The sequence below is a fragment of the Roseovarius sp. W115 genome (genome assembly GCF_032842945.2).
In the GTDB taxonomy this organism is placed as follows: domain Bacteria; phylum Pseudomonadota; class Alphaproteobacteria; order Rhodobacterales; family Rhodobacteraceae; genus Roseovarius; species Roseovarius rhodophyticola.
In genome coordinates this window covers 495,488-522,368 of the sequence record NZ_CP146606.1, presented here as the reverse complement: position 1 = coordinate 522,368, position 26,881 = coordinate 495,488, and the positions used below count along the sequence as shown (strand labels likewise).

Sequence of the window (26,881 nt, the reverse complement as noted above, 5' to 3'; positions counted from 1 at the left end):
CGACGGTCTTGCAAGGATGTCTTTTAGGTTAACTCAGGCTGCCTGCTTTCCTGCCTTCCAGCCGATGAGTATCAAGGACCCCGCAATCGCGATCCCCAAAAGGTCAGTGCGCCAGTCCCCTGAAATCATGCAAACGGCGCCAACCAACAACAAAACCCGCATAACCGGCCCTGCCGATCCGATAAACCACCCCTGGACAGCACCTGCCAACATGTAAACGCCTACAAGCGCCGTGACGAGATTGCGCAAGCTGACATACCAGGGCGCTTCCATCAAAAGGCCCGGGCTATAGTAGAACATGAAAGGTACGATAAAGGCCGCAAGTCCGACCTTGAAGCTGGTGATCGACGTGCGCATCGGCTCAGAGCCTGCGATTGCAGCACCTGCATAGGCCGCAAGAGCCACGGGGGGCGTGATTGCCGAGACCACGGCAAAGTAGAAGACAAAGAAATGTGCAACCAGAGGCTCGATCCCGATCTCGATGAGCCCTGGCGCGACAACCGATGCGGCCACCGCATAGGCGGCTGTTGTGGGCATGCCCATGCCGAGGATCACGGCGATCATCATCGCAAAGACAAGTGCCAGAAGGGTGCTTTGTTGTGCCAGATCAAACAGTAAGTTGGAAAAGCGGGCCCCGACGCCGGTCAGAGAGATAACCCCAACAATCAATCCAGCACAGGCGCATACAATGATGATCTGAAGCGACATACGCCCGCCGTTGCCGAGCGCCTCATAGACTTGTTTTGGACCCATGCGGTAGGGGGTCAGCCAACTGACAACCGCCGCTGACGCAATGGCCAATGTACCGGCGCGAATGACGGAGTACCCGCTGAAGAGAGCTCCGATCAAAATAAAGATAGGAAGGAAAAGATATACCTGCCGGATGAGGTCAGACATCTTTGGCAACTCATCTGATCTCAAACCTCGCATGCCCGTGCGGCTCGCTTCAAAATCGACCATGAAGTAGATTGAGGCAAAATAGAGGACGGCAGGGATCAGCGCCGCGACAACCAATTCCGTGTAAGGGATGCCGGTGATCTCGGCCATGATGAACGCACCGGCCCCCATGATGGGCGGCATGATCTGCCCACCGGTCGAGGCGGCAGCCTCAATCGCGGCTGCGGATTTTGGCTGGTAGCCGACCTTTTTCATCAGTGGGATTGTCAGCGATCCGGTAGAGACCACATTGCCTGCAGAGGTGCCGTTGATCATGCCCATCAGGCCAGAAGCGAGAACCGAGACTTTGGCTGGACCACCGCGGGCACGGCCTGCGGCGGCAAAGGCGAAATTCACGAAATAATCGCCAACTTTGGAGCTTTGCAGGAAGGCCGCGAAGATGATGAAGAGGATGATGTAGGTCGAAGAGACCGCAGTTGTCGGTCCCAGTACGCCGTTGTCTGTGAACACATAGGTGAAGAAACGTTTTGCGTCATAGCCTTTGTGTTCCAGAAAACCGGGCATCCATGGGCCTGCAAACGCATATGCGATGAAGACCAGTGCGATGACGACGAGGGCTAGTCCTGCCACCCGACGGGTCATTTCTGCGATCAAAACCACGATCACAAACGCAGCCCATCCGTTGTTGGGGTCCGCGAAAGGCGTGCCTGCGCGCAGACGCAAAGACAGCAAATCCAGACTGAAAAGGATAAAGCCGCAACTGGCCAGCGTCGCGACGATCAGCGCGATATCGGCTAGGGGGATTTGGCCACTTCGTGCCGGATACAACCAGCCGGTCAGGATAGCCAAGATGGTGCCGCCACCCAACGCCCAGCCAAACGCGGCCAAAGTCCATTCCGGAGGGGCAGAGGCACCCGGTTCCATGAAACTTGCCGCCGCTATGACGGATCCAAGGCCCACAAGTGTCCCGGCCAGAGCAATGGCCCCCAGAATAACGGATAACCGCCCCGCCGCCGCTTCGGGCGCTGGACGCACCGACACGGCAGCACTCATGCCAAAGCCAAGGATGAGCGCGCCCGCGATATGGACAATGCGGAACGTCCACGTCTCCAGTGGTGCAATGTTCAGAACATAAAGGTGCCAGCCTGCATAAATGGCACAGAGCAGAAAGCCAAAACGCGTGATCCCAACAAGGCTGTCGTCTGGAGCCGCCTCAGGCGTTAAGTCCGTTGCGCCGTCGTTTGGCACCCGCGTATCTGTCATCTGATTTGTCCACCGGCTTAAGAAAAAACAGCACCCTGCCCACTTAGAACAGGGTGCTGATGCATTTTCAACTGATCAAAGACGTTAGCCCTTGAGCTCGTCGGGGATATCAAAGCCGTTTTCTTCAAACCAACGCACCGCGCCAGGATGCCAGGGAATGAACGTATTCTTGTCGAAGTTCTCTGGCAGAGTTTCGGCCGCGGCTTTGTGGATCTCCAGCATTTGCGGATTGCTGGTCATCACCTTTTTGACCACTTCGTAGACAAGGCTTTCAGGGACGTCCGCATGTGCAATCGCAAAGTTCCACATGGATACGCTCAACTGATCTTCTTCCAGGGACGGGTAGGTGCCCGCCGGAATGGTGAACGTGGCCACAGGTTGGGTCGCGACGACTTCAGCCTGTTCATCAGCCGTGAAACCGAAATACGTTACATCCGTTTGCGCATCGAGCTGGCTGAACGATGGGTAAGGCAACCCGCCGGCCCATGTGTAGACGTCAATCAAGCCGTCCTGCAATTGACCAGCCAAATCAGCCGCGCCGCCATTGCGGAATTCGACGTTTTTGCCCATGCCTTCCAAGATGCGAGGCCAGTACGTGCCGGGTGTACCACCCGCAGGACCAACGCCGACCACCGCTCCGTCAGGGATATCTGCAAAGGTCTTGATGCCTGATCCGGCAAGTGTCACAGCGTGGAAGCCGGTTTTATACATTGGAAAAATCGCACGGATTTTGTCGTGCTTGAGACCAGGTGCCAGCGCGCTTTCGCCATTGATAGCGTCAAAAGCGGGGCCCATTGTGACCATCGCCATGTCAAGCTCGCCGGCTTGCACGAGGGCGGCGTTCTGAACCGGGCCACCAGTCACTTCCGTCCCGCCTGGAATACCCAGAGTCTCGGACACCATGTTCGCCCAGCCAGCTCCATAGACAAAGTATGTACCACCCTGGCTGGCGGTGCCGACCGAGAAGCTATCGGGCCAGTCGCTTTTGTCCTCAGCGAATGTCGCTGGTGCGGCCAGCGCAAATGCGCCAGCAACGGCAAACGCCTTTAAGGCACCTAATTTGTGCATAACAGTCATGAATTCCTCCTGTCAGAGTTGCGCTTACAAGGGCGCTTGTTTTGTTTGTATCTGGAATAGTTACCTTATAGCTGCGGACGCGATCGGCAAGTATTGAAACAGCAAAAGATCACGTAATTGTCAGCGGCGCATGTCTGAGAGAGACCCGGCCAGAAGTGTCTTCCGCCCGTGCGGACCTCATTCGCTTTCCTGTTACATCTGTCTCATATCAAGGATGGACATATGCGATACAGCGGGGCTTAATGAGCACAGCTGCAATTCAAGAGGGTGGATAAAGACATGAAAATCAAACTCGTTTCGTCGATTGTGCTCGCGACATCGCTGATGGCACAGGGCGCTCACGCAGAGACGCTCAGGCTTTTGACCTGGGGTGGCTATGCGCCTGAAGAGGTCATCGCCAAGTTTGAGGCCGAGACAGGTCACACTGTCGAAGTCACAACGTCAAACAACGAAGAAATGATTGCCAAGCTGCGGGCAACAAATGGCGGCGGGTTCGACCTTGCACAACCCAGCCAGGACCGGATCACCAGTGCTCAGGAAGAATTTGGCATCTACAAGCCAATCGACATGTCACGCGTGAATGCCGAACTTTTCATTCCGTCGATGCTAAGCGCAACGGCTGGCAACACGACATATAACGGTGAAGTTTACGGCTTGCCGCATGTCTGGGGGACAAGTGGGCTTGTCGTGAACACGGCGGAGGCTGGGGATGTAAAAGACTACACAGATCTTTGCGAAGCTTCCGTGTCGGGTAAGGTGTCATACCGCCTGAAACGGCCAACGCTCATTGGCTTTGCCTATTCGATGGGGCTGGACCCGTTCGCAGCCTATTCCGATACAGAGGCGTACCAAGGGATCCTGGACCAGGTCGAAGCCAAGCTCACCGAATGCAAACCAAATGTAAAAACCTACTGGGAAGGTGGCGACGAGATTAAAAACCTTCTGCGCTCGGGCGAAGTGGTCGCGTCCATGGCATGGGACACAGGCGGCTGGCAGCTCAACGCGGACAATCCGGATATCACCTTTGTTGCCCCTGAATCCGGGGCTTTGGGATGGATCGACACGTTTGTATTGCCTGCGCGTGGCCGGGCTGATGATGCCGCCTATGACTGGATCAACTTTGTCATGCAGCCAGAAATCGCCGCCATGATCACCAACACAGCAGGCAATTTCACCGCGGCGGTTGATGGCGATGCAGGTGTTAGCGCCGATCTCAAGGCGCGTTATCAAGGCAGCTTTGATCAGAGCGCCATTGACAACATCAAGTGGTATCCTCCGGTCCCCGCTGGTCTTGAGACGATGGAAGGCGCGACACTTGATCGCGTCAACGCCGCGAACTGAGGTCTTGGAATTCATAGAAAGGGGCGCCGAGCGGTGCCCTTTTCACCACAAAAGAACCCGTCCGCATGACCGTTTCGCCTGATCTTGTCTGTCGCGATCTTGTCAAAGATTTCGACAGTTTCCGCGCCGTTGATCACGTCACTTTTGAAGTGCCGCAAGGGTCGTTCTTTTCCATTCTGGGACCTTCGGGATGTGGGAAAACCACGCTTTTGCGGATGATTGCCGGGTTTCAATCCCCCTCAAGCGGCGATCTATTGATCAAAGGCCGCTCAATGCTTGGTGTGCCGCCGAACAAGCGCCCGGTCTCCATGGTGTTTCAGCATCTGGCGCTCTTCCCGACGATGAATATCGGCGACAATGTCGGCTTTGGCTTGCGCCAGCGCGGTGTCGCCAGGTCCGAGATAAAGGCACGCGTGACCCAAGTGCTTGAACGTGTTGGTTTGCCTGGGTTTTCAGAGCGACGGGTAGAGCAGTTGTCCGGCGGGCAAAAACAGCGTGTCGCCATCGCAAGGTGCATGGTTTTGGAACCTGACGTGCTTTTGCTGGATGAACCACTTGGCGCCTTGGACCTCAAGCTGCGCGAGCATATGAAGATCGAGCTGAAGGCACTTCAGTCGGAATTCAACACCACGTTCGTCTACATCACGCATGATCAGTCCGAAGCCCTTGTCATGAGCGACAAGGTTGCAGTGATGAACCATGGCCGCTTTGAGCAAATCGGCACGCCGCATGAGATCTATTACGATCCAAAGACCGCCTTCGTGGCTGGTTTTGTCGGTGATGCGAACCGGTTTGACGCAAAGGTCAGCGCCAAGTCAGGGTCCGCCTTGTCAATGGTCACTCAGGCGGGCACGCAAATCGAAGTCGAAGCGGACGCCAGCGACTTGAGCGTAGGGCAGGGGGCCGAGATTTTCCTGCGCCCCGAAGCCATCGAACTGGCCAAAGCCCAAGCGGATTTGACAGTCAAAACAAATACCAGCGTCGGGGTTGTGACATCTGTGTTTTTCAATGGCGCCAACAGCATGGTGAGCCTGAAGGATGCAAAGGCGGGCATGTCGTTCAATGTGGCCTTGCCACAAACCGGGGCCTTTGCAGATCTGCAGCCCGGAGACGAAGTCTACACGAGCTGGCATCCCGCCAAGGCGCGTTGCTATGCGCATGACGGGGCTTAGCGATGTCCTCTGACGCATCCCGGCTTGGGTTCTACCTGCTGATTGCGCCGCTTTTGTTGTGGTTGGTGGTCCTGATCATCCTTCCACATATCGGTCTGTTCGTTGTGTCCATTTCGGAAAAGACCGGGGTGCGGGAGTATGAGATTGGCTTTGGCAACTATGCGGCGTTTTTCACGGAGCCGCTTTATTGGCGCACGTTTGCACGCACCGCCATCATGTCCATATTGGCGACTATTCTGACCCTGCTACTTGGGTTCCCGATTGCCTACTACATCGCCAAGCTCACTCGGGGGCGCACAAAGACCACGCTCTTTCTGATGTGTATGATCCCGTTTTGGGTGTCCGAACTGGTGCGCACCTATGGTTGGATGATCTTGCTGCGCGAAACGGGCGTGTTTTCCAACGCGCTGCAATATGTCGGTCTAACCGCTGGGCCGATTGAGTTTCTCTACAACGACGCCGCGATCATGGTTGGTCTGGTCTACACCTCGATCCTCTTCATGGTCGTCCCGCTGGTCACAACACTGGACAGTCTCGACGACAGCCTGATCGAAGCAGGCTACGACCTTGGTGGCACAAGTTTTTCGGTGATGCGTGAGATCGTGATCCCCCATGCCATGCCCGGGATCGTTTCGGGTTGCATCGTTGTATTCATGTTATCGCTTGGCAACTACCTCACCCCGATCTTGTTGGGCGGCAAAGACAGCCTTTGGTTCACCGGCATGATCTACACCCAATTCATCACCCGGTTTAACTGGGAACTGGGCTCGGCCTTTGGCTTCCTGCTTTTGGCGCTCTCCTCGCTGGTGGTCTTCGTCGGTCTTAAGCTCTCGCGGCAATCCCTGACTGAGACGATGGGGCGCTGAGATGATCCCCACGGTACCCCGTTCCCGCTTTTCGATCTGGTGCTACCGCGCTTATGTGATCACGTTCTTCGTCTACCTCGCACTGCCGCTCACCGTTGTCTGTATCTTTGCCTTCAACAACAGCGTTTTTCCTTCGCTGCCATGGGAGGGGTTCACACTCGCATGGTTCTTTGGAACAGACGCCCCATTCATCGGCGTCTTCAACGAACGGTCCATCATGCGCGCCATTGGCACGTCTGCTTTTGTGGCGGTCTGGGTGGCTGGTTTGGCGGTTGCCGTGGGAACGTGTAACGCGTTTCTTTTCGTGCGGCATGAATTCCGGGGCAAAGCGCTCTTGTACATGCTCATGTTGTTGCCGCTGATCATTCCCGGCGTGATCCTTGGTATCTCGATCCTGGTCTTTTCCAGTGCCGTGGCCAACACGTTGGAGGATGCAACAGGCCTGTGGTTTGACGGTCTTCGCCCCGGTTTGATCCTTGTCATCCTCGGGCAGTTTTCGTTTATCGCAACCTTTGCCACTTTGGTGATTTCCGCACGTCTGCAGAAATTCGACCCCAGCCTTGAAGAAGCGGCCCTCAATCTTGGGGCAAGTCAGTGGGGTGCGATCCGCCAGATTACATTGCCGTTTCTATTCCCGGCCATCATCGCCTCCGCCATAGTGTCAGTGCTGATGAGCTTTGAGAACTTCAACACCACATTGATGCTCGTGGGATCGGAATCGCCCCTGACAATCACGATGTTCGACAAGCTCAAACAAGGGTCGACGCCGGTCCTGAACGCCGTTTCCCTTCTGCTGATCATCGTATCAGCGGCCATCGGGCTCATCTCACTGCTGTTCCAAAATGCGAAACGGTAAGGCGCAGGCCTAGAACTTTCGAAACAGCTTGGTGCGGTCGAACATGTCTTCCAAGGCTTCCATACGCGCTTGCGTATGTTCCCAGTCACGCTCCTGCACTTCGGCAATCACGATCTCTGACATGAGCATCAGGGTCAGGTTTGAGTCCCATGCAGATGGCACGGCAATGTGGCTGGCAAAACTAACCGTGGCGTGGTCGGCAATGGGCGACACCCATTGATCCGTGAAAAGCACGATATCGGCCCCACGTTCGCGCGCCATTTCCGCCAGTTTCAGAGTTCCGTTTTCATATCTGCGAATGTCAAAGATCACGACGACATCGGTTTCCTTGAGGTCCAGCAGATAATGCGGCCAGGCATTCGAACTCGACGTGATCTGCACGACATCATCCCGGATGACCTGCAGGTGCAAAAAGAAGTAATCGGCCAAAGTCCGCGTGATGCGTCCGCCAATGACATAGATTTTGCGAGAGGGATCACTGATCAAATCGCAGCAATGCTCAAACTCAGCAGGGGCGATTTTGGACATGGATTGACCAATGTTGTCGATGACCGCCTTGGTGAAACGGTTGAGCACATGACCCTCAGGCGCATCATCCACCCACGAGGCGCGCTTGGTCAGGGGCTTGAGATTTTCTCGTTCAACTCGGCCCTCAAGGCGCGTTGAAACTCGGGAAACCCCGAAAACCCAAGTTTTTGCACAAGCCTTGCCACCGTGGGGGTCGAGACCTCAGCTGCTTCGGCCAATGAGGTGATCGTGCCAAGGCCCGACGCGGGGTAGTTCTGCAAGATCACGTCGCAAAGCTGTCGTTCCGATCGTGTCAGGTCATCCGAGCGGTCCTGCAGTTTTTCGGCAATCGTATTGGTGCTCAACGTCCGGTCTCTTGTCACTGTGCGCGCGGAATTTTTGGTCAATTTTTTACATGATGTACGATCTTGTAAAAAAATTCATCAAAAAACATTTGACAGTCGCAAGCCCCATGAAGAAAAATCTTCATTGGAGGGTGGGATGATCAAGACGGCTGCGACTTCAAGTTTGGACCCGGTGGTCCAGGTGATAAATCCCGAAGGGTTGCACGAGGTTGTCCTGGTTTGCGAACATGCAAGCGCCTATATCCCGCCGAATTTCAATAACTTGGGTCTTGATAAACAGGTGGCCACCAGTCACATTGCCTGGGACCCGGGGGCGCTGGAAACAGCAACGGCGATGTCGAAACACCTGAACGCTGTGCTCGTGGCGGGATGCGTGTCTCGTCTGGTCTATGATTGCAACCGCCCCCCGAAGCGCCAAGTGCCATGCCGGACGTAAGCGAAATCTATACGGTGCCTGGAAATCAGGACCTGTCCCATCAAGCCCGGCGCGCGCGTACCGAAATCTACTATCGCCCCTTTGAACAGGCGCTGAAAGATACTCTTTTGAACCACGCGAAACCGCCTGTCGTGGTTACGATCCACAGTTTCACGCCAACCTTTCTTGGTCAGGAAAGGGATGTTGAAATCGGCATTCTGCACGACCAAGATGCCCGGCTCGCTGATGCGGTGTTGTCCATCGCAAGCGGATACGATGTGCGGCGCAATCAGCCTTATGGCCCTGAGGATGGCGTCACGCACACGCTGCGGCGTCATGCGCTGCGCAAGAACCTTCTCAACGTGATGATAGAAGTCCGAAATGATCTCATTGCCTCTCCAGACGCCTGTTCAAAGATGGCACAAACGCTTTCGCATTGGTTTGAACAGGCGCTAACCGCGCTACGAGCCTCCCCGGAAAAAGAGGAGCGCCCATGAAAGCCCTACGTGCCTACATTCGGTGGACCGACGCCTTCAACCACCGTGTCGGGCGTTTCATCATGTACGGCATTTTCGCCATGATGGCCGTGCTCTTGTGGTCAACCATCAGCAAGTTTTCCGATCAGCCGTCACTTTGGACGCTGGAAGTCGCACAATTTGCGATGATTGCCTACTTCTTTCTGGGTGGGCCGTATGCGATCCAGATGGGTGCGCATGTACGCATGGACCTCTTTTACGAAAACTGGTCCGTTAAACGCAAAGCAGCCACGGATGCGCTCATGGTGCTTTGCCTGATCACCTATCTTGGCGTGCTGCTCTGGGGTGGGCTCAGTTCAACTGCCTATTCCCTGGGGCACTTTGGCTCAAACCCGGTGGGGTTCTTCGTTGATCTGGCCACGGGCGAGAAATCCCTCGGGACACTGGAACGCAGCCGCACGATCTGGCGTCCATATCTCTGGCCGATCAAATCTATCATGTGTCTGGGCATCATACTGATGCTGCTGCAAGCGCTCTCGGAACTATTCAAAGACATCCTGCGCCTGCGCGGCGAAGAGGTGGCGCAATGAGCTATGAGGCCATCGCACTATTGATGTTCGCCTCGATGATGGTGCTACTGTTCAGCGGTCAGCGCGTGTTTGGTGCGATCGGCTTTGTGGCCGTTATCGCCGCGCTCGCTCTTTGGGGGGATCGCGGCGGTTTTGACATTGCCTTTTCGCAGTCGATCAAGCTGATGCGGTGGTATCCGCTTTTGACTGTGCCGATGTTCGTGTTCATGGGCTACATCCTGTCTGAGAGCCGAATTGCCGACGATCTTTACAAGATGTTCCATGTCTGGATGGGCGGGCTACGTGGCGGGCTGGCCATTGGCACCATCGGGTTGATGGTTCTGATCTCGGCCATGAACGGCTTGAGTGTCGCGGGTATGGCCATCGGGGCCACCATCGCCCTGCCAGAGCTTTTGCGCCGTGGATATGACAAGCGTATGGTGACCGGTGTCATTCAGGCGGGCAGCTCGCTGGGCATTCTGGTGCCACCTTCGGTCGTGCTGGTGCTCTATGCCATGATCGCGCGTCAACCTGTGGGGCAGCTTTGGCTCGCCGGGATCATACCGGGGCTGATGATGGCCGCGATGTTTGTTATCTACATCACCATCCGTTGTCGTGTGAACCCAAGCCTCGGCCCTGTGCTGTCCGAGGAAGAGCGCGATATGCCCAAGGCCGAGAAATACCGGCTTCTGCTGTCGGGGCTTCTGCCGTTTGCCATCTTCTTTGCGATGATGATCCCTTTCGTGAACGGCTGGACGTCACTGGTGGAAAGCTCGGCTATCGGGGCAATCACCGCCTTTCTCGCGGCTGTCTTGAAGGGTCGGATGACATGGACCGTTTTTGAAACATCTGTCCGCAGCACGCTTGGTATCACCTGCATGTTCATGTGGATCATCCTCGCCGCTCTGGCCTTTGGCGCGGTGTTTGACGGTCTGGGCGCGGTCAAAGCTATCGAAAGCCTCTTCACCGAACGCCTCGGCCTCAGCCCCTGGATGATCCTCATCCTGATGCAGCTCAGCTTTATCTTGATGGGCACATTTCTGGATGACACGGCCATGCTGGTGATCGTTGCTCCGCTCTATATTCCGCTTGTGGGCGCACTTGGGTTCGATCTGATCTGGTATGGTGTGCTTTATACCATCACCACGCAGATCGCCTATATGACCCCGCCCTTTGGCTATAACCTCTTTTTGATGCGCGCCATGTCACCGCCTGAGATTGGCCTTGGCGACATCTACCGCTCTATCATCCCCTTTGTCGCGGTCATGGTTCTGGCGCTCACCGTCATCATGCTCTTTCCGCAGATCGCTCTGTGGCTGCCGCAATATGTGTACGGAAATTAACCAATAAGAAGAAAAGCATTGAAGCCAATCGAGTAACCAACAAGGAGACATCAAAATGACCACAAGACGTAAGTTTATCAAAGGCGCCGCCGTTGCTGCGCCCGCCGCTCTTGCCACACCGGCTCTGGCGCAATCGACCATCATCTGGCGGATGCAAACCTATGCAGGCGCTGCCTTGGCCGCCGAAGTGGTGGTGCCGGCGATTGAAACCTTCAACAAAATCGCGGGCGACCGGATGCAGATCGAGCTTTTCTTTGCAGATCAGCTTGTCCCCACAGGAGAGCTGTTCCAGGCGATGCAGCGCGGTACGATTGACGCGGTGCAGTCGGATGACGACTCCATGGCATCCCCCACCGAAGTCACCGTCTTTGGCGGCTACTTCCCCTTTGGCTCGCGCTACTCGCTCGATGTGCCGGTTCTGTTCAATCAGTATGGGTTAAAGGAAATCTGGGATGACGAATATTCCAAGGTCGGGGTCAAGCATATCTCGGCTGGCGCCTGGGATCCGTGCCATTTCGCGACCAAAGACCCGATCAACAGCCTTGAGGACCTCAAAGGCAAACGCGTCTTCACCTTCCCAACGGCGGGCCGCTTCCTGTCACAGTTTGGCGTGGTGCCGGTCACCTTGCCTTGGGAAGACATCGAGGTCGCGGTGCAAACCGGCGAGTTGGACGGCATCGCCTGGTCCGGCATCACCGAAGACTACACAGTCGGATGGGCGGATGTGACTGATTACTTCCTGACCAACAACATCTCCGGCGCGTGGATCGGCCATTTCTTTGCCAATATGGAACGTTGGAATGAGCTCCCCGAAGACCTGCAGGCGCTTTTGGAAGTCTGCATGGAGCAAAGCCACTACTACCGTCAGTGGTGGTATTGGGGCGGTGAGGCCAATCTGCGTGTGAACGGCACAAAGATGAAGCTGACCTCGATCCCCGACGAAGAATGGGCGCAGGTCGAGAATGCAGCTGTCAAATTCTGGGACGAGATCGCAGCAGAGTCCGAAACCAAGGCCAAGATTGTTGACATCTTCCGCAAATATAACGCGGATATGCAAAAGGCCGGACGGCCGTATCGCTACGGATAAACCGACGTGCCCCGGGTTCTGCCCGGGGCGCAGTTCCTCACGCTTAATCGAGACAACACAAGATGACCCTGACTGCAAACTGGAGTTACCCCAACCCGATCCGTTTTGGCGCAGGCCGCATTGCCGAGATCGCCGATGCCTGTGCCGCAGCGGGCATCAAGAAGCCGCTCTTGGTGACGGATAAGGGGTTGGCCGAAAACGAGATCACGCATCGCACCTTGAGTTTGATGGAAGAGGCTGGGCTGGGCCGTGCACTTTTTGCAGATGTGGACCCCAACCCAACGGACAAGAACGCCGAAGCCGGGGTGCATGTCTATCGCGACGGCGGCTATGACGGCGTAATCGCCTTTGGGGGCGGCTCGGGGCTGGACCTTGGCAAAGTCATCGCCTTCATGGCGGGCCAAACGCGCCCGATCTGGGATTTTGAGGATATCGGCGATTGGTGGACCCGCGCTGATCCAGATGGCATCGCGCCGGTGGTGGCCGTGCCGACCACGGCCGGGACGGGATCAGAGGTGGGCCGCGCCAGTGTGATCACCAATTCCGAAAGCCACGAAAAGAAAATCATCTTTCATCCCAAGATGTTGCCCGCTGTTGTTATTGCCGACCCAGAACTTACGGTTGGCATGCCCAAATTCATCACAGCTGGCACGGGCCTTGATGCTTTTGCCCATTGCGTCGAGGCTTATAGCTCTCCGCATTATCACCCGATGAGCCAGGGGATTGCCCTGGAAGGGATGCGTTTGGTGAAGGAGTATCTGCCCCGCGCCTATGCGGATGGCACCGACATTGAGGCCCGCGCCAACATGATGAGCGCGGCGGCCATGGGGGCGACGGCTTTCCAGAAGGGGCTTGGGGCGATCCATGCGCTCAGTCACCCCATTGGGGCCATGCACCACACCCACCACGGCACCACCAATGCGGTGTGCATGCCCGCGGTGCTCCAGTTCAACGCGTCGGAAATTCGGGGTCGGTTCGGCTCTGTGGCTGCATATCTGAGCATTGACGGCGGCTTTGACGGGTTCTGCAGCTACGTCGATGAGCTGAACGCCGCAATGAACATCCCCAAAACGCTCACAGACCTTGGCGTAACGGATCCGGACATGGACAGCCTCGTCGATGCCGCGCTACGTGATCCAAGTACGGGCGGCAATCCGGTTGAGATGACAGCAGAAAACACGCGCGCTTTGTTTGAGGCGCTGATGTAGGTAGTTCGTGAAAAAATGACCTAGGTCTTGTTGGCCTACGCCTCAACAGCGGCGGTCTGTGCGATGGCCTCCAGATCATTACGTCCTTCGTCACCCACGATGACAAAATTCGCGTTCTGGCCGCCCCAGCTGACCATGTCGAAACCATCAATGCTGCGCTCGGTGAAACCATCGGCGGGCGTGTCTGTTTGGATGAGGCACAGGGCCACAACGCGCCCCTCGGCATCCTTGAACATCAGTTGCGACACAGGTTTACCAGCAGCCACAAGCAGGCGCGCGCCCTGAAAGGTCAGACCGTGCTGTGACAAGTCTGGAATACGGACTTGCGCCCCAACGGTTTTGGTCAGCCAGGTCTCGATATGATCTGCCTCGCTTGCGGGCACTTCAACAAGATGCCGCTCCTGTCCGGCATAGACGCGGTGATAATCCGCAATATCTTCCAGCCACCCAGGCGCCGCGGCCAGTTGGGTGGTGTTGGTGGATCCGGCAAGGTATCCGCCAGCCCCGCCAATCATCAACGCCAAGCAGGCGGCAATCGCGGTGAGCCACGTGAGCGAGCTTGGCTTGCTGGGCATGTTTGCCGCAGGCGCATCTGTGGCGAGCGGAGCATTTTCGATGGCAGCGGCCAGTTCAAAGGGAACCGGTTCGTTCAGGATGTCGGCAAAATCGTCCTGAGCCGCCTGATCCGCAGCCATCAGACTTTCCAGTTCTGCGCGCAGTTCAGCGTCCGTTTCCAGCGCTTTTTCAATCTCGAGTGTCTCTGCCGGTGACAATTCACCATCGAGGAACGCGCTGAGTGTTTCGGGGTCACGTGTCACTGATCCGCTCCCTCTGTTTGGGCAAGCTCTTGGGCCAAAAGCTTGCGCGCGCGATGAACACGGCTCATCACTGTGCCAATGGGAACGCTGAGAAGTTCGGCCGTCTCGGCATAGCTGTAACCCTCGACCGATACCAAAAGCAGCACCGAAGACAGGTCCTGAGGCAGCGCTGCAATTTTTCCTTTGAGCTGGCTGGCAACCACAGACTCTTCGCCTGTATCGCGCGAGACCAGCTCAGTCGTTTCGTCTGCTGGCACATGGCCTTGGCCCAACCGGACCTGACGTTTGCGCAGCTCACTGATCCACAGGTTTCGCGTGATCCGGAATACCCAGCGATCCAGAGGCTGGCTTGGGTCCCATTGATCCGACCGGCTCAGAGCCCGCAAACAAGCTTCCTGCACCAGATCGTCTGCCTCTGTCACAGAACGGGTCATGGTCCGGGCAAACCGCCGCAGCCGAGGCAGCATCGCGATCAGGTCTTTTTTCAGATCTTGTGCCAAACAGACGTCCCGAACCGGTTGCAAGGGCCATGTCACGGCCACAGATGTTACACCCGCAAACGGCGCCGGGCACAGAATGTGCCTTTGGTTTTGGCGCGTTTGCAGATGTAACATTACACACTCCGAACTCGGGTTACGACAGGTTTACGCATCAGGTGGCAAGAATATTCCGGTCGCATAATTCTTTTTGGAAATCGCGAGACGAGGGGCGCGATCTGGATCAGGCGTGTTTGGATCAAAAGCATCAGACACACTAGAGAATTGAGTGATGCCAGAACAAAGAGCCAGAACAAAGAGGTTTGCAAATGTGATGGCGTTGCCTGTCCCATCCAAGGAAAAAGGCAGCCGCGAAATAATGCGGCTGCCGGTCACTCGTTACCAAACAGAGGGAAAAGACCTGCTATGAAGAGTTTTTGTGAAAAGGCGTTTTAGAAAATAAGAAAACTGGTTTGAGACGTAGAGAGCCCACTTAGACAGGATCAGGTCGCCAGCCGGGCATTCCTTTCCTCCAATTCGTATGCATCCCCCATTGGGCCTGGTGAACTAAGGCCTGGCTCTGCTGGATGACTGCCGGCGAAGGCCATAATCATTGCTGTTGTAAAAACTGTCAGTGCCGAGATTGCTTTCACTCGCATGGCGCATGTCCTTTCCGATGCGGACGTTTGAAGTTTCGGTCGTTCTGCAAGGACTAACGCGTGAACCCGGTGGATTATTCTCGGGTTTGGAAAATTTTCTGATTTTTTTGCGTGGAGCCGGTTTCTGATCAGATTGGAGCAGATCCACTGAGCTCATACGTGTGAAAGGTCAGAGCATCGCAGTGCTCTTGGAGTGAAAATGGTTGTGGAACTCAATCGGCCAGACAAAAAGCCGAGGCCGACCCCCGGCAACTGTGAGCGATAAACCTTTCTTCTTTTTGTGGGCATAAGTCGCGCACACGCTGTACGAAATGTCTCAGCGCTTCATGTTGAAAAGTATGTTGCACTCATGCGTTGGAACTGCTCCGCAAACCAGATTTCTTTCCAATCGTTTTAGGGCGCGCGAAGGATTTATCCGTCTTGCTCGGCCAGAAATTTTTCTGCATCTAGCGCCGCCATACAGCCCATACCTGCAGATGTAACCGCCTGACGATAAACGTGATCCGTCAAGTCGCCTGCTGCAAAGAGCCCCGGAATAGATGTCCGAGTGCTTCCAGCCTCAACCTGGACGTATTCGCCGTGATGCATCTCAACCTTGCCTTTGACCAGTTCATTGGCAGGTGCATGGCCGATGGCGATAAAGACACCTTTGCAGGCGATCTCGGAGGTTTTTCCGGTCTTGTTGTTTTTCACCCGGACACCGGTAACGCCCTTGGGATTGTCATCGCCCAGCACTTCCTCAAGCTCATGGAACCAAAGTGGTTCGATCTTGGGGTGCTTGAGTAAACGGTCCTGAAGGATTTTCTCGGCGCGCAGCTCATCGCGGCGGTGGATGAGGGTCACTTTGGAGGCAAAGTTGGTCAAGAAAAGCGCCTCTTCCACGGCTGTGTTGCCGCCGCCAATCACGACGATTTCCTCGCCGCGATAGAAAAACCCGTCGCATGTCGCACAGGCCGAGACGCCAAAGCCCTTGAATGCCTCTTCCGACGGCAGGCCAAGCCATTTGGCACGCGCCCCGGTGGCCAGGATCACGGCATCGGCGGTATAGGTCGTGCCACTGTCGCCCTTGGCCACAAAAGGACGGCTTTCGACATCCAGTTCTGTAATGATATCACCGATGATCTCACAGCCCATCGCCTTGGCATGCGCTTCCATACGCACCATCAGATCGGGGCCTTGCACTTCGGTATCACCGGGCCAGTTTTCGACTTCGGTTGTGGTGGTCAACTGACCGCCCGGTTCTATGCCTTGTACGAGGATCGGTGACAGCATCGCCCGCGACGCATAAACGCCTGCGGTATAGCCAGCCGGACCAGAGCCGATGATTAGTGCACGTGTATGACGGGTCTCGCCCATGATGTCCCCCTTGCCTGTATATCCGGCGCGCCGCAGCGCCCGGTGAGTCTGGCCAGATATAGCTGTGCGAAGCGGGCAGTGGTAGCCCTGCAAAGCGGCTATGCGCAGAGCGGCAGAAAATAATTTTCGTGAAATGATCTTTCGCGATGGCGAAACAATATTGCGCACACTTGCGGCGATGATATAACAATCCGAAATCAACGGGGACATTCCAATGCCAGCAACACGTCTTGACGATATCGACCGCAAAATTCTGGCCGAGCTACAGGCCGATGGTCGTATGACGAATGTCGAATTGGCTCGTCGCGTGGGCATTTCCGCGCCACCCTGCCTGCGGCGGGTGCGGACGCTGGAAGAGATGGGGTATATCCGCGGCTACCATGCCGATGTCGATCCGCGTGAGTTAGGCTTCGAGGTGCAGGTCTTTGCGATGGTCGGGCTGCAAAGCCAGGCTGAGGCTGATTTGTCCGCCTTTGAAGAGCGCTGCAATGGCTGGCCACTGGTGCGCGAGTGTCACATGCTCAATGGCGAGGTGGATTTCATCCTGAAATGTGTCGCCCCTGATTTATCGACATTTCAAAGCTTCCTGACCGGAGAGTTGACCGCCGCTGACAACGTCGCTTCGGTCAAAACCTCGCTTGTGATCCGTGGGTCCAAGGATGAACCGGGCGTGCCTTTTGATGTGCTTGAGGATCGCCTCAGCAAATCCGCCTGACATGTAAGGCCCCGAGTGTGACACTCGGGGCGCTATCGTCAGAACAGGTCGGTTGGCAGGCGCATGTACCGCGTGCTGCCGAATTCGGTGGGACGCGATAGATGCGGGAACATCGACATAAAGAGCGACAGCGCATTCTGACCCATGTTACGATCAAATCCATTTCCCGGATGGAAGGTTTCCATTTCCAGCCCGGCCGCCGTGATGACCGAATGGCGCGGCAAGCAGAGGTGATAGACGGACACTGGGTGCTGTGGCGCGATCTCTATGACATTGAGACCATCGGCCAGATCGCGCGCCGGCGTGAGCATCTGATCACCCGACATACTGTCACGCAGGCCTTCGGGGCGGGACATAATGCGCGCGCCGGGACCAGCCATCAGATTGGCTTCGGGGCGGCCCAGACCAAACGCCTCGGGCATAACGCGTGTCATGCGGCATGAGCGCGGGTCGATGCCCGGTGCGTGCGGAATAATCGTCATGGAGCCAATCCACGTGATCGGAAGCGGTTCACCGTCTTTGGTGGTCACTTCCATGCCGGGCTCGAGGTCTTCGATTGCGACACGACCACGAGGCGTGTTGATCAGGGTGCCGCGCGTAAAGGCGGAAAATGCCGCTTCGAATTTGGGCAAAGCAGGGCCAATTTGCTCACGAAAATCTGAGGTTCCATCGCTGCGCAAATAGCTGATCTGAAAGCGCCGCATGGGACGGTGGTTTCGGTCTGGCTGAGGGACATAAGCCGGACCGAAACCACTGTTTTTATCTCTGATCTGGGTTACCGCCGGGACCGAGGCGGCAATGGAGGGGGTAGTCATGTTGCGTCACCATACTGTTGGCATCACAACCGCGCCGGCCCCCACCGACAACGACAGTTAGATGGTTAAACATTCACTTCGTTACGTGCTCAACAATAAGCCCATATGCCGCCTTTTCACCAAATTTCAGCGCAAATTGTCCAACTGAGCGGGACAATCCATTTTGATTGCCGCGCATTGTCCGGCCATTCCGAACCAAGCCGCCACAATTCGAGCCAAAGCACTCCGAATCGTAAAGACCGCCCCCGAAGGAGCGGTCTTTGGAGTGTGCCTGTGTGATCTGCCTTGGCGCTGGGGGAGAATTTGGAGGGTCAGGCCGACTTTTTCGTGCTACCAGCTTGAGTTTTGTTCTGTGCGGCCTTGCGTGTGGCGCGGTGGAAGGGAAGTGCCACCGCAGGTTGGCGGCTTGTGTGCAAGATTGATGCCATCCAACGTTTTTTCATGTCCTGTCCTCTCAAAATTTGCGTCGTCGCTTTGGGCATTGTTTTTTGGTTGGGTTCAGTATTGCCGCGATTTGCGGCCAAGATTTGTCGGGCAAAAAAAAGATGAAAAAAACTTTGCGTGCGCGACGCGCGGATTGGGGCGATTTGTGTCTAATTTTCTTAAAATTATGATTTTATGGGGAATTTTGGTATGTGCCGTAGTCAATTCCGGAAAAATCTACGGACTGTTTCCAAAATTGCGGCAAACTTATGGTCTGCCTTGCCGTGGTGCTGCCGCAATCTGGGGAATGCCGGGCGCTCAAAGACGAATGACCGAGATCAGCCGGCCATAGTCCACATCGCCCTGATGCGTCGCGCGGCGGTATGAGAAAAACCGGTCCGCGTCACTATAGGTGCAATGACGTGTCCAGTGAGCCTGACCAATCTCTGTTTCGCGGAGCCGGTGCAAACCGTAGCTTGGAAGATCAAACTGGTACTTCCCGTCAACACCATTGGCAAAGAACCGGCTGTTGTCGGGGTCATCATCCATGAAGCGCTCTAGAAACTCCGGTCCGACTTCATAAGCGCGCTGGCTGATGGAGGGGCCGATCACTGCGGTGATCGTCTCTCGTTGAGCGCCAAGCCCTTCCATTGCTGAGACCGTGGCTTCCAACACGCCATCCAGCGCGCCACGCCATCCCGCATGTGCCGCGCCGACAACCCCTGCTTCGGGATCCGCAAACAAAACGGGCTGACAATCCGCTGTCAGAATACCAAGGGCCAAGCCGGGCGTTGCCGTGACCATGGCGTCAGCCTTGGGGCGGTCCATGCGTGGGCCGTTGATCACCTCGACATCCGCAGAATGCACCTGGTGCACGGTCAGGAGCGTGTCGGTTGCCACCCCCATCGCTTCGGCCACACGCTCACGGTTGATCGCCACCACATCGGATTGGTCAGATGAGCCTTGCCCGCAATTGAGGCCTGAGAAAACACCCGACGATGCTCCGCCCTTGCGGGTGAAGAACCCGTGCCGAAGCGGGGCCAACGCGTCATGGGTCAAAATCTCAAGGGTCATGCATCCAGCCCCGGTGGGGGTGCGGCGGCTTTGGGATAAAGCGCCATCACTTTAAAGAGCGTCCCCATTTCCTCGGGGTGGGTCAAGCGCCGATGTGCGGCGATGTGCGCGTCCAGCGAGTCACCTGTCATGCTTTGTGCCAGTGTCTGCGCCCGCGCGGTGATGCCGAGCCGTTCCAGAAACACACCCTGCGGTGTGACGCGAGAGTACCGACAGCCGTCGGTGGCCGCATGCGCCAAAGCTTCGAAATCGACATGCGCGCTCAGGTCCGCCTCGCCTGGGGCGTCAAAGATCGTGGCCGTATCATGCCCGTGCACCGCCTGAAGCGTATCGCCCAAAGAGCGCCAGTCGCCATAGTCGATAATCAGTGCAGCCCCGCCATGTGCCGAAATGCGTTGACTGAGAGCCGTGATAATGCCGGTCGCGGCCGGAGCAATCTCGACCAGATCGCCCTCTTTGGTATCCTCCAACCTGTGGGCCAGCACATCCTCTGCATGAACAGGGCCCAGACCGAAGGTGAATTGATCATCGGTCAGGCCGACCATGCGCTCGCTCCAGCCATCTCCGCTGCGTTGAAATTGCCGGATGGGCAGGGCATCGAAGAATTCATTGGCGACGGCAAAGAGCGGCATGTTGGGCAAGGTTTCTACAGTGTCGTGCCATTCAGTGTCCGCATGGCTCAACCTTTCAGCCTGTCGCGCGCGCAGGGCTGGAGAGGCCTCCACAAGATGAATGCCAGAAAGCGCGTTGTGAAACCCCGGAATGCCCTTGGTGGCGCGCAAGAGATCGACCATCAGCGTGCCACGCCCCGGCCCTAGCTCGGCCAACGCAAACGGGTTTGGCGCGCCCTGATCCATCCAGGTTTGGGCAAGACACAATCCGATCAACTCGCCAAACATCTGGCTGATCTCAGGCGCAGTGGTGAAATCTCCTGCCGCGCCAAAAGGATCGCGGGTGGTGTAATACCCGTGCTCTGGATGCATCAGACAGGCAGCCATAAACGCATCAAGCCGCACAGGGCCCGTGGCTGCAATTTGCGCCTTTAGAATATCGCCCAGTGCCGTCATTCCGCCACGGCGGTGCGGGCCCTGCGCTGAGCACGCGCGAGCATGTAAGCTCCAAAAATGATCATAGGGATGCAAAGGATCTGTCCCATGGTCAGCCCGTAGCCATTTATGTGCCAGGCCAGTCCTAAAGGATTGCCGGGGCTGATGAATTGCGCGTCGGGCTGGCGGACGAATTCCACCAAGAACCGTCCAAGCCCGTAGCCGATAAAGAAGAGCCCTGTAATGGCCCCCACTTTCTTTAGCGCGCCGCGCCGATGACCGAGATAGACCAGCACGGCAAAGAGCAGCAGCCCTTCGAGAAACGCTTCATAAAGCTGGGACGGGTGGCGCGCACAAAGCCCCGCGACCACGCCTGCGCAGTCCTGGGCCGCAGCACCCGGAAATATGACGCCCCACGGCACCTCGGTGGGTCGCCCCCAAAGCTCGGCATTGGTGAAATTCGCCAAACGGCCGAGCAAAAGCCCAACGGGTGTGACCATGCACAGCACGTCAGCAACCGATAGCCACGGGATTCCATTGCGCTTGGAAAACGCCACGCAGGCAATGATCACGCCGATAAGTCCACCGTGAAACGACATCCCCCCTTGCCAGACCATCAGAATTTCGGACGGGTTCGCGAGGTAGTAGGCGGGTTGATAAAACAGCACAAAGCCCAGCCGCCCGCCGAGGATCACCCCCAGGATCACCCAGGTGGCCAGATCCTCGACCTGTTTGACGCTCATCGGGGCTGTGTCATTGGCCCATAAATGTGCGCGCTTCACGGTCTGTGCCACAAGCCACCAGCCGATGATGATGCCGACAATGTAAGACAGCGCGTACCACCTCAGCGCCAGCTCATAGCCGAACACGGTAAAGGAAAATGCCTCGGACGAAATCTCTGGAAAGGGAATGGCTGCGCGCATCTGTGCCTCTGTTTGCTTGCGACTGCGACGATCCAGACCTTGCCCGTCCCCGCTTTGACGCCCATATAGGGATCAAATGTAAGGCCGGAGCAATCCAAATGCAGACCCGCAACAAAGTTTTTGACGATTTATCGCAATTGATGACAAACGCAATGGGCGTGGCCCAGGGTGCCAAGCAGGAAGCGGACACCGCGATGAAGTCGTGGATCGATCGTTGGCTTGCGGATCGCGATTTGGTCACCCGCGAAGAATTTGATGCTGTGCGTGCCATGGCCCAGAAAGCACGCGAAGAAAACGAAGCGCTTAAGGCGCGGATAGAAGCGCTTGAAAAAGACAAGTAACGCACGCTTGTTCGCGTGAACGTTGTCCTTGCTATCTCGCCACACTCTGATCAGGAACTGACCTTCCTCAGGTTGTCTCACGGCCCAAAAGCCGGTTAGATGACCTAGGGGAGGGAGAATGACCGGTATCGAGTTGACCTTTGAAATGTCAGTAGTGCTTGCACTGCTCGCATTCACGATTTTCCTCTTTGTGTCCGAGATTGTGCGCATCGACCTGGCGGCTATTCTGGTGATGGTCATCCTTGGCCTGCTGAGCCAACACCCCTCACTGACCAATCTGGCCGATGTCTCGCAGCTCTTTGACGGATTTGCCTCTAACGCGGTCATTTCGATCATCGCCGTGATGATCGTTGGGGCCGGTTTGGACAAGACCGGCATCATGAGCAAAGTCGCCGCCGTTATTCTCAGATACGGCGGCAAGACAGAGGCGCGGATCATCCCCATCGTCTCTGGCACGGTGGGCGTCATATCCTCGTTCATGCAAAACGTAGGGGCTGCGGCGCTCTTCCTGCCTGTGGTCAGCCGGATCGCTGTGCGCACGGAGTTGCCCTTGTCGCGCCTTTTGATGCCTATGGGGTTCTGCGCCATATTGGGCGGCACGATGACGATGGTGGGGTCTTCGCCGCTTATCCTGCTCAATGACTTGTTGATCAACGCCAATGACATGCTGCCCGAAGGCGAAAAGATGGAGCCTTTTGGCTTGTTTTCAGTTACGCCCATCGGGCTCAGCCTCATTGTGACAGGCATTCTCTATTTCACAATTTTTGGGCGCTGGGTTTTGCCAACTGGCAAAAGCGCTGACGATGCGACAAGCGCACAGTCATTAAAAGAATACCTTAAGAATATCTACGGGTTGAAGGCGGACATCTTCGAGATTTCCATTCCCTCAGGCCATCCCTGCGAAGGCATGACGTTCGATGAGATGATGCAAAAGTATCATGTCTATATCATTGGCAGCGCTTATCGCGGCAAACGCTGGTTCGCGCCGGTGATCCAGACGCCGATTGAGACCCCCTGTCGTCTGGCGGTGCTGGGGCGGTCTCGGGTCATTCGCGAAATGGTTCTTGATCAGGGGTTTACACTGCATAGTGAATTGGACGTCTTTGCCGAAGACTACGCGCCGACAAAATCGGGCGTGGCCGAGATGGTGATCCCCCCAGGCTCGGAGGTGATCGGCAAATGCGCACATGACCTGGTGTTTCGTAAAACCTACGGGGCAAGCCTTTTGGCCATCCACCGCGATGAAGAAACCATGAGCTATGTGGAAACCGAGACCCACGCACCGACGCTTGTTGGCGAAGTGCCGTTTCACGCTGGAGATACGCTGGTGATCCACTCCACGTGGGACGCGTTGATGCGGCTGACGCGAAACCCCGACTTCGTTGTGGTTACGACCGAATTCCCGCATGAGGAGCTGCGCCCGTCCAAGGTCGGCTGGGCGGTGTTCTTTTTCCTTTTGTCGCTGAGCATGATCCTGTTTACCGACGTGCTCTTATCGCTGTGCCTTTTGACCGGGGCGGCGGGCATGATTGTGACCCGCGTGATTGATATCGATGAAGCCTATCGCGCGGTCAGTTGGAGTACGATCTTTCTGTTGGCCGGCCTCATACCCCTGGGTCAGGCTGTACAATCCACGGGCACGGCGGAGTGGATCGCGCACCAGATCCTCACCTTGCTCAATGGCTGGCCTGTATGGTCGTTGCAGGTCGGTCTGGCCATACTGGCCACGATCTTCACACTGGTGATGTCAAATGTCGGTGCGACAGTGCTTCTCGTGCCGCTGGCCGTATCCATCGCAGCGGCCGCCGGAGGCGATCCGGCGCTCTTTGCCTTGACCGTGGCGATCTCGACGTCGAACTCCTTCCTGATCCCGACCCATCAGGTCAACGCCCTGATCATGGGGCCTGCTGGCTACAAGGTCACCGATTTCATCAAGGGGGGCGGGATCATGACCATCCTGTTCTTGATCGTCTCTCTGGCGGTGATGAACGTGGTGTTCTAGGGCCAGCAAGGCCGAAACGCAGTTATCCCCCGCATTTTGATGAATCTTTCATGTCATCCACAACTTATTGCGGTTATCCCCAAGAAATAGCTTTACAGGCTGACTGATAGGCCCCACCATATTTGGTAGGACAGCGGGAGATCGCCCCTGAACCTAGAGCAGACACCGAGCGATAGCGGCTCTGCCAGCCCGTCGCTACAACAAAAAGAGGTGGCGCCATGGCATTATCAGAGCAGTTCCTTCACGAAGACCTTCACCCCATCGACATCGTCGAGCATCTGGCCGAGCACCATGACTGGGATTTCGACCGCATTGCCGATGATCAGATCGCCATGGCCGTCGAAGGCCAATGGCGCACCTATTCCGTGACACTGGCCTGGTCGAGCTATGACGAGACGCTGCGCATGGTGTGCACCTTTGAAATGGAGCCACCCGAGGACAAGCTGCCGGTGCTCTACGAACTTCTGAATTGTGTAAACGACCAATGCTGGGCCGGGGCGTTCAGCTATTGGGCCGAACAGAAACTGATGGTCTACCGCTACGGGCTGATCATGGCGGGCGGTCAAGGTGTTGCGCCAGAACAGATCGACACCCTGATCGGAGCCGCGGTGCTAAGCGCCGAGCGCTACTACCCAGCCTTCCAACTGGCGGTCTGGGGCGGACGCTCACCCGAAGACGCCATTCAAATCGCCATCGGCGAGGCCTACGGACGGGCCTAGGTTTCAGTAGCGGCCAGACATGGGGGCGGGCTTAGGCTCGCCCTTTGAGTTGGGGGAGGCTTTGGGGACAGGTCGTGGACGCTTTGCTTTTTCGTATCCTGCGGTGCAGAAAAGGTCCGCAATGAGCCCGACTCGCTCATTCGTCAGCGCGCGGCGAAAGTCCGCTTATCAAATGGTGAGCTAGCTCTCAGTTTCCTCACGGAGTTGGTTCCGTAGTACCGATCCGCGACCGACGAACCGTTCAGCGGTCCGAGAGCAATTCGTGATCCGATCAATCCGGAAGTGGCGGAAGTCCGACCGTAACTCGCACCATGCCGCCAGCACTGCGACCCTGACGTAATAGGTGATGGACAGCGGCAGGACAGTGCGGTGTGTCGTAGTTTCAGAGAGATCGAGATACGAGAGGTCCACCTTCTGTTCCTCGGCGATCGCCTCACGCAGCACTGATAGTGTTTGTGGATCAACTTCCTCAATGCCCCAGTCAGACACCCCTAGGCTATCCTGGTGCAACTTGGAGGAATCAATCTTTGACAGCACACGCTTGGCTGCGTTTTCCAGTACCTTATCACCCGTTCGTGACAGCATACTGAGCCCGACGACAATCGCCTCCACCTCTTCACGACCAAAGTTCAGCGGCGGGAGATCGTAGCCTTCTGCCATGATGTAGCCGACACCGACCTCCCCTTCGATGGGCACGCGCATGGACTGGAGGGTCACGATGTCACGATAGACCGTTCTCTGAGAGACCTCCAATTGCTGCGCCAAATATGTGGATGGCACCGGTTGGTCCTGCTGTCGAAGCAGCTGTATCAATTCGAATAGCCTGTCTGTTCTTTGCATAGCACCCAGCCTTTTTCGTACCGTAGCAGAACAATGCTGACAGCCTGTTGTCAGTATTGATGAGATATCAAAGGCGCGAAAGGTGGCATGGATAATCCGGCGGAAAGTTAAATGGGTACGGCACAAGGTCTCAACGCGACTTTGCGGAGATTCATCGAAGAGCAACCGATGTTCTTCGTTGCGACAGCAGACATCTCGGGCCGCGTTAATGTCTCCCCGAAAGGAATGGATACACTTCGTGTGCTGAGTGATAGCAGAATAAAATGGTTGAACCTGAGCGGAAGCGGGAACGAAACAGCCGCGCATGTCCAGGCGACGGGCCGCATGACGCTGATGTTCTGCGCCTTCGAAGGGCCTGCGATGATACTGCGCGTCTATGGAACAGCGAAGGTCGTGCATCCGAAAGACGGCGAATGGAAGGAGGTCATATCTGGCTTTCCTGAAATCGCAGGCAGTCGTCAGGTCTTTGATCTTGCTATAGAACTGGTCCAGACATCTTGCGGGACTGGGGTTCCGATCATGAATTTTCAGGAGAGCCGCGCAGATAAGGAGCTCGTCCCGTTCTATGAGAAGATGGGAGAGAACGGCGTGCGGGACTATTGGCGACGCAAGAACACGCAAACGATCGACGGAAAGCCAACAGGAATCCTTGATGACAGTTGATATCCGACCGGCAATTTGGGCGACTTTCGAAACCGTAATGGGCGAGAGAGGCGGCTGTGGCGGATGCTGGTGCATGCTGTGGCGCAGAACCTCCAAAGAGATGGAAGCCGGAAAGGGCGAGGGCAACCGTCGCGCCATGAAGGCGCTGTTTGATGGCGGCCAAGTACCGGGGCTTGTGGCGATGCATGGCGATGATGCCGTGGGCTGGGTTCAAATTGACCGGAGAACGGCATTTCCACGGTTAGCAACGTCCCGCACGCTAAAGCCAGTTGATGACCAGAAGGTCTGGAGCGTCTCGTGCTTTTTCATCGACAAGACGTTTCGGCGGCGGGGTCTGTCGCTCAATCTGTTGAACGCAGCAGTAGATTGGGCGCAGGCTCAGGGCGCAAACGTGGTTGAGGGGTATCCAATCGACACACCCAAAAAGAAGTATCCACCCGTATACGCATGGACGGGTTTTGTGGAAACCTTCCGAAAGGCGGGGTTTGTCGAGGTCGTGCGGCGATCTGATACCCGACCCATCATGCGAAAAACACTGCAAGGCGAGGAGCGAGACAAGGATGGTTAGG

Annotated in this window: 26 protein-coding genes and 1 pseudogene; 15 read left to right on the top strand and 12 right to left on the bottom strand. The window is 56.4% G+C overall.

Annotated elements, in window-relative coordinates:
- Positions 1-33: 33 nt before the first annotated feature.
- The gene (locus RZS32_RS02645; RefSeq protein WP_317055484.1) at positions 34-2,160 is read right to left on the bottom strand and encodes a TRAP transporter permease; all 2,127 of its coding nucleotides are present in this window, start codon (positions 2,158-2,160) and stop codon (positions 34-36) included.
- Between the two features lie 84 nt (positions 2,161-2,244).
- Entirely contained in the window at positions 2,245-3,237 is a 993-nt protein-coding gene (locus RZS32_RS02640) for a TAXI family TRAP transporter solute-binding subunit (protein WP_317055483.1), read from the bottom strand.
- A gap of 279 nt (positions 3,238-3,516) precedes the next feature.
- Between RZS32_RS02640 and RZS32_RS02635 the strand changes: the two genes are divergently transcribed.
- The 4 genes from RZS32_RS02635 to RZS32_RS02620 all read left to right on the top strand — a co-directional run bounded on the left by RZS32_RS02635 (position 3,517) and on the right by RZS32_RS02620 (position 7,472).
- Positions 3,517-4,578, top strand: a complete 1,062-nt coding sequence (locus tag RZS32_RS02635; RefSeq protein WP_317055482.1) for an extracellular solute-binding protein — start codon at positions 3,517-3,519, stop codon at positions 4,576-4,578.
- Positions 4,579-4,643: 65 nt separating this feature from the next.
- Positions 4,644-5,750 carry an ABC transporter ATP-binding protein gene (locus tag RZS32_RS02630; RefSeq protein WP_317055481.1) on the top strand — a complete coding sequence of 369 codons (1,107 nt, stop codon included), beginning with the start codon at positions 4,644-4,646 and terminating at the stop codon, positions 5,748-5,750.
- Positions 5,751-5,752: 2 nt separating this feature from the next.
- Positions 5,753-6,616: an ABC transporter permease gene (locus tag RZS32_RS02625; RefSeq protein WP_317055480.1), complete on the top strand. Its 864-nt coding sequence runs from the start codon at positions 5,753-5,755 to the stop codon at positions 6,614-6,616.
- Position 6,617: 1 nt separating this feature from the next.
- Entirely contained in the window at positions 6,618-7,472 is an 855-nt protein-coding gene (locus RZS32_RS02620; protein WP_317055479.1) for an ABC transporter permease, read from the top strand.
- Positions 7,473-7,481: 9 nt separating this feature from the next.
- On the opposite strand, the gene RZS32_RS02615 is transcribed toward RZS32_RS02620, so the two are convergent.
- Together RZS32_RS02615 and RZS32_RS02610 are read right to left on the bottom strand one after the other, a co-directional pair.
- Positions 7,482-8,072, bottom strand: coding sequence for a MurR/RpiR family transcriptional regulator (locus RZS32_RS02615; RefSeq protein ID WP_339106793.1), 591 nt, complete (start codon positions 8,070-8,072; stop codon positions 7,482-7,484).
- Positions 8,073-8,089: 17 nt separating this feature from the next.
- Positions 8,090-8,344 carry a MurR/RpiR family transcriptional regulator gene (locus RZS32_RS02610; RefSeq protein ID WP_339106792.1) on the bottom strand — a complete coding sequence of 85 codons (255 nt, stop codon included), beginning with the start codon at positions 8,342-8,344 and terminating at the stop codon, positions 8,090-8,092.
- Between the two features lie 136 nt (positions 8,345-8,480).
- Between RZS32_RS02610 and RZS32_RS18965 the strand changes: the two are divergent.
- From RZS32_RS18965 to RZS32_RS02580, 5 genes and pseudogenes are all read left to right on the top strand, one after another.
- Positions 8,481-9,256 (top strand): annotated as a pseudogene (locus tag RZS32_RS18965) (N-formylglutamate amidohydrolase).
- A complete protein-coding gene (locus tag RZS32_RS02595; RefSeq protein WP_317055476.1) occupies positions 9,253-9,825 on the top strand; it encodes a TRAP transporter small permease subunit in 573 nt (190 codons plus the stop codon). The pseudogene RZS32_RS18965 and the gene RZS32_RS02595 overlap by 4 nt, the downstream one beginning before the upstream one ends.
- Positions 9,822-11,147, top strand: coding sequence for a TRAP transporter large permease (locus tag RZS32_RS02590; RefSeq protein ID WP_317055475.1), 1,326 nt, complete (start codon positions 9,822-9,824; stop codon positions 11,145-11,147). The genes RZS32_RS02595 and RZS32_RS02590 overlap by 4 nt, the downstream gene beginning before the upstream one ends.
- 55 nt (positions 11,148-11,202) lie before the next feature.
- Positions 11,203-12,234, top strand: a complete 1,032-nt coding sequence (locus RZS32_RS02585) for a TRAP transporter substrate-binding protein (protein ID WP_317055474.1) — start codon at positions 11,203-11,205, stop codon at positions 12,232-12,234.
- A 62-nt stretch (positions 12,235-12,296) separates the two neighbouring features.
- Positions 12,297-13,442: an iron-containing alcohol dehydrogenase gene (locus RZS32_RS02580; protein ID WP_317055473.1), complete on the top strand. Its 1,146-nt coding sequence runs from the start codon at positions 12,297-12,299 to the stop codon at positions 13,440-13,442.
- 35 nt (positions 13,443-13,477) lie between these two features.
- Here the strand turns inward: RZS32_RS02580 and RZS32_RS02575 are convergent, their stop codons facing one another.
- The 3 genes from RZS32_RS02575 to trxB all read right to left on the bottom strand — a co-directional run bounded on the left by RZS32_RS02575 (position 13,478) and on the right by trxB (position 16,751).
- Entirely contained in the window at positions 13,478-14,260 is a 783-nt protein-coding gene (locus RZS32_RS02575) for an anti-sigma factor family protein (protein ID WP_317055472.1), read from the bottom strand.
- Positions 14,257-14,874: an RNA polymerase sigma factor gene (locus tag RZS32_RS02570; protein ID WP_317055471.1), complete on the bottom strand. Its 618-nt coding sequence runs from the start codon at positions 14,872-14,874 to the stop codon at positions 14,257-14,259. The genes RZS32_RS02575 and RZS32_RS02570 overlap by 4 nt, the downstream gene beginning before the upstream one ends.
- A gap of 932 nt (positions 14,875-15,806) precedes the next feature.
- Complete coding sequence (trxB, locus tag RZS32_RS02565) at positions 15,807-16,751, bottom strand: thioredoxin-disulfide reductase (protein WP_317055470.1); 945 nt, start codon at positions 16,749-16,751, stop codon at positions 15,807-15,809.
- A gap of 214 nt (positions 16,752-16,965) precedes the next feature.
- Between trxB and RZS32_RS02560 the strand changes: the two genes are divergently transcribed.
- Positions 16,966-17,466 carry an Lrp/AsnC family transcriptional regulator gene (locus RZS32_RS02560; protein WP_317055469.1) on the top strand — a complete coding sequence of 167 codons (501 nt, stop codon included), beginning with the start codon at positions 16,966-16,968 and terminating at the stop codon, positions 17,464-17,466.
- Between the two features lie 38 nt (positions 17,467-17,504).
- Here the strand turns inward: RZS32_RS02560 and RZS32_RS02555 are convergent, their stop codons facing one another.
- The 4 genes from RZS32_RS02555 to lgt all read right to left on the bottom strand — a co-directional run bounded on the left by RZS32_RS02555 (position 17,505) and on the right by lgt (position 21,747).
- Positions 17,505-18,281 (bottom strand): Hint domain-containing protein, encoded by a 777-nt coding sequence (locus RZS32_RS02555; protein WP_317055468.1) that lies wholly within the window; start codon positions 18,279-18,281, stop codon positions 17,505-17,507.
- Between the two features lie 741 nt (positions 18,282-19,022).
- Positions 19,023-19,778 carry a peptidoglycan editing factor PgeF gene (gene pgeF / locus RZS32_RS02550; RefSeq protein ID WP_317055467.1) on the bottom strand — a complete coding sequence of 252 codons (756 nt, stop codon included), beginning with the start codon at positions 19,776-19,778 and terminating at the stop codon, positions 19,023-19,025.
- A complete protein-coding gene (locus tag RZS32_RS02545) occupies positions 19,775-20,845 on the bottom strand; it encodes a class I SAM-dependent methyltransferase (protein WP_317055466.1) in 1,071 nt (356 codons plus the stop codon). The genes pgeF and RZS32_RS02545 overlap by 4 nt, the downstream gene beginning before the upstream one ends.
- On the bottom strand, positions 20,842-21,747 hold the full coding sequence (gene lgt / locus RZS32_RS02540; protein ID WP_317055465.1) for a prolipoprotein diacylglyceryl transferase: 906 nt from the start codon (positions 21,745-21,747) through the stop codon (positions 20,842-20,844). Before lgt ends, RZS32_RS02545 begins: the two co-directional genes overlap by 4 nt.
- Positions 21,748-21,845: 98 nt before the next feature.
- Between lgt and RZS32_RS02535 the strand changes: the two genes are divergently transcribed.
- From RZS32_RS02535 to RZS32_RS02525, 3 genes are all read left to right on the top strand, one after another.
- Positions 21,846-22,088 carry an accessory factor UbiK family protein gene (locus tag RZS32_RS02535; RefSeq protein WP_317055464.1) on the top strand — a complete coding sequence of 81 codons (243 nt, stop codon included), beginning with the start codon at positions 21,846-21,848 and terminating at the stop codon, positions 22,086-22,088.
- 118 nt (positions 22,089-22,206) lie between these two features.
- Entirely contained in the window at positions 22,207-24,090 is a 1,884-nt protein-coding gene (locus RZS32_RS02530) for an SLC13 family permease (RefSeq protein ID WP_339106789.1), read from the top strand.
- A 218-nt stretch (positions 24,091-24,308) separates the two neighbouring features.
- Positions 24,309-24,809: a YbjN domain-containing protein gene (locus RZS32_RS02525; protein WP_317055463.1), complete on the top strand. Its 501-nt coding sequence runs from the start codon at positions 24,309-24,311 to the stop codon at positions 24,807-24,809.
- A gap of 180 nt (positions 24,810-24,989) precedes the next feature.
- On the opposite strand, the gene RZS32_RS02520 is transcribed toward RZS32_RS02525, so the two are convergent.
- Positions 24,990-25,649: a helix-turn-helix transcriptional regulator gene (locus tag RZS32_RS02520; protein ID WP_317055462.1), complete on the bottom strand. Its 660-nt coding sequence runs from the start codon at positions 25,647-25,649 to the stop codon at positions 24,990-24,992.
- 111 nt (positions 25,650-25,760) lie between these two features.
- Between RZS32_RS02520 and RZS32_RS02515 the strand changes: the two genes are divergently transcribed.
- Both RZS32_RS02515 and RZS32_RS02510 read left to right on the top strand, forming a co-directional pair.
- The gene (locus RZS32_RS02515; RefSeq protein ID WP_317055461.1) at positions 25,761-26,312 is read left to right on the top strand and encodes a pyridoxamine 5'-phosphate oxidase family protein; all 552 of its coding nucleotides are present in this window, start codon (positions 25,761-25,763) and stop codon (positions 26,310-26,312) included.
- Positions 26,302-26,880: a GNAT family N-acetyltransferase gene (locus RZS32_RS02510; RefSeq protein WP_317055460.1), complete on the top strand. Its 579-nt coding sequence runs from the start codon at positions 26,302-26,304 to the stop codon at positions 26,878-26,880. Before RZS32_RS02515 ends, RZS32_RS02510 begins: the two co-directional genes overlap by 11 nt.
- Position 26,881: the final 1 nt, after the last annotated feature.

What these genes read in the sequence shown, in the direction of transcription:
- lgt (WP_317055465.1), bottom strand. Translation starts at nt 21,747, where the DNA reads ATGCGCGCAGCCATTCCCTTTCCAGAGATTTCGTCCGAGGCATTTTCC.
- RZS32_RS02525 (WP_317055463.1), top strand. Translation starts at nt 24,309, where the DNA reads ATGGCATTATCAGAGCAGTTCCTTCACGAAGACCTTCACCCCATCGAC.
- RZS32_RS02635 (WP_317055482.1), top strand. Translation starts at nt 3,517, where the DNA reads ATGAAAATCAAACTCGTTTCGTCGATTGTGCTCGCGACATCGCTGATG.
- RZS32_RS02620 (WP_317055479.1), top strand. Translation starts at nt 6,618, where the DNA reads ATGATCCCCACGGTACCCCGTTCCCGCTTTTCGATCTGGTGCTACCGC.
- RZS32_RS02590 (WP_317055475.1), top strand. Translation starts at nt 9,822, where the DNA reads ATGAGCTATGAGGCCATCGCACTATTGATGTTCGCCTCGATGATGGTG.
- RZS32_RS02535 (WP_317055464.1), top strand. Translation starts at nt 21,846, where the DNA reads ATGCAGACCCGCAACAAAGTTTTTGACGATTTATCGCAATTGATGACA.
- RZS32_RS02645 (WP_317055484.1), bottom strand. Translation starts at nt 2,160, where the DNA reads ATGACAGATACGCGGGTGCCAAACGACGGCGCAACGGACTTAACGCCT.
- RZS32_RS02545 (WP_317055466.1), bottom strand. Translation starts at nt 20,845, where the DNA reads ATGACGGCACTGGGCGATATTCTAAAGGCGCAAATTGCAGCCACGGGC.
- RZS32_RS02530 (WP_339106789.1), top strand. Translation starts at nt 22,207, where the DNA reads ATGACCGGTATCGAGTTGACCTTTGAAATGTCAGTAGTGCTTGCACTG.
- RZS32_RS02630 (WP_317055481.1), top strand. Translation starts at nt 4,644, where the DNA reads ATGACCGTTTCGCCTGATCTTGTCTGTCGCGATCTTGTCAAAGATTTC.
- RZS32_RS02555 (WP_317055468.1), bottom strand. Translation starts at nt 18,281, where the DNA reads ATGACTACCCCCTCCATTGCCGCCTCGGTCCCGGCGGTAACCCAGATC.
- RZS32_RS02595 (WP_317055476.1), top strand. Translation starts at nt 9,253, where the DNA reads ATGAAAGCCCTACGTGCCTACATTCGGTGGACCGACGCCTTCAACCAC.
- RZS32_RS02580 (WP_317055473.1), top strand. Translation starts at nt 12,297, where the DNA reads ATGACCCTGACTGCAAACTGGAGTTACCCCAACCCGATCCGTTTTGGC.
- RZS32_RS02560 (WP_317055469.1), top strand. Translation starts at nt 16,966, where the DNA reads ATGCCAGCAACACGTCTTGACGATATCGACCGCAAAATTCTGGCCGAG.
- RZS32_RS02585 (WP_317055474.1), top strand. Translation starts at nt 11,203, where the DNA reads ATGACCACAAGACGTAAGTTTATCAAAGGCGCCGCCGTTGCTGCGCCC.
- RZS32_RS02640 (WP_317055483.1), bottom strand. Translation starts at nt 3,237, where the DNA reads ATGACTGTTATGCACAAATTAGGTGCCTTAAAGGCGTTTGCCGTTGCT.
- pgeF (WP_317055467.1), bottom strand. Translation starts at nt 19,778, where the DNA reads ATGACCCTTGAGATTTTGACCCATGACGCGTTGGCCCCGCTTCGGCAC.
- RZS32_RS02570 (WP_317055471.1), bottom strand. Translation starts at nt 14,874, where the DNA reads ATGTTACATCTGCAAACGCGCCAAAACCAAAGGCACATTCTGTGCCCG.
- RZS32_RS02515 (WP_317055461.1), top strand. Translation starts at nt 25,761, where the DNA reads ATGGGTACGGCACAAGGTCTCAACGCGACTTTGCGGAGATTCATCGAA.
- trxB (WP_317055470.1), bottom strand. Translation starts at nt 16,751, where the DNA reads ATGGGCGAGACCCGTCATACACGTGCACTAATCATCGGCTCTGGTCCG.
- RZS32_RS02625 (WP_317055480.1), top strand. Translation starts at nt 5,753, where the DNA reads ATGTCCTCTGACGCATCCCGGCTTGGGTTCTACCTGCTGATTGCGCCG.
- RZS32_RS02520 (WP_317055462.1), bottom strand. Translation starts at nt 25,649, where the DNA reads ATGCAAAGAACAGACAGGCTATTCGAATTGATACAGCTGCTTCGACAG.
- RZS32_RS02510 (WP_317055460.1), top strand. Translation starts at nt 26,302, where the DNA reads ATGACAGTTGATATCCGACCGGCAATTTGGGCGACTTTCGAAACCGTA.